At 68.1% G+C, this 1,012-nt stretch carries 1 protein-coding gene; it reads left to right on the top strand.

Annotated elements, in window-relative coordinates; translation table 11 throughout:
* The first annotated feature begins 54 nt into the window (after positions 1 to 54).
* Positions 55 to 969 carry an EamA family transporter gene (locus tag EFAMC1_RS08975; protein WP_154053940.1) on the top strand — a complete coding sequence of 305 codons (915 nt, stop codon included), beginning with the start codon at positions 55 to 57 and terminating at the stop codon, positions 967 to 969.
* Positions 970 to 1,012 lie beyond the last annotated feature (43 nt).

A 1,012-nucleotide genomic window follows, 5' to 3' on the forward strand; every position in this document is an offset into this window, starting at 1 on the left:
TGTGCAGAACGAACACGTCCCCAACTGCACGGCTGCACCTTTGGAGGTTTGCGCATGTGGATTGTGGCGGCGCTGGGCTCGGCGCTCTTCGCGGGCCTGACGGCGATTCTGGCAAAGTGCGGCATCCGCCACACCGACTCCGACGTGGCCACGGCCCTGCGCACCCTCGTAGTGCTCGTGTTCGCGTGGGTCATGGCGGCCATCACGGTGGGCGACGTCCCGGACGCGCTGGCGGCGATCTCGCCGCGCTCGTACGCGTTCCTCGCGCTCTCGGGCCTGGCGACGGGCGGCTCGTGGATCTGCTACTTCAAGGCGCTGGCATCGGACGAGGTAGACCGCGTGGTGCCCATCGACAAGTCGAGCGCCGTCATCTCCACGCTCTTGGCCATCGTGCTCTTTGGAGAGACGGGCCACCTCGCCGTGAAGCTCCTCGCCACGGCGGTGATCCTGGCGGGCACGCTCATGATGGTGCGGAGGCGGGGGGCCGGGGCGGGGACGGCAGCGAATCCCGCGCGAGAGGAGCTGCGGGCGTCCGCGTCACCGGTGCAGCCCTGGCTCGTCTATGCCGTGCTCTCGGCAGTCTTTGCGGCCCTGACCTCGATTCTCGCGAAGGTGGGCATCGAGGGGGTCGATTCCAACCTCGCCACGGCGCTGCGCACCTGCGTGGTGCTCGCGATGGCGTGGGGCATCGTGGCCGCGCGTGGAAAGCTGGCGGAGGTGCGCTCGGTCGACCATCGCGAGCTGGGGTTTCTTGTGCTGTCGGGCCTGGCCACGGGAGCGTCGTGGCTCTGCTACTACTTTGCCGTGCAGACGGGCCAAGTGAGCGTGGTGGTGCAGATCGACAAGCTGTCGATCCTCGTGTCCATCGCCTTTGCCCGCCTGGTCTTTGGCGAGCGGCTTACGCGCCGCGCCGCCGTGGGTCTCGCCCTCATCGTGGCCGGCACCTGCGCCATGTCCATCTGGAAGTGAGCGGTGCAGTTGGGCAGTTGGGGACGTGTTCGTTCTGCACACC

The organism is Olsenella uli (assembly GCF_901212675.1).
Classification (GTDB): Bacteria; Actinomycetota; Coriobacteriia; order Coriobacteriales; family Atopobiaceae; genus Parolsenella; species Parolsenella uli_B.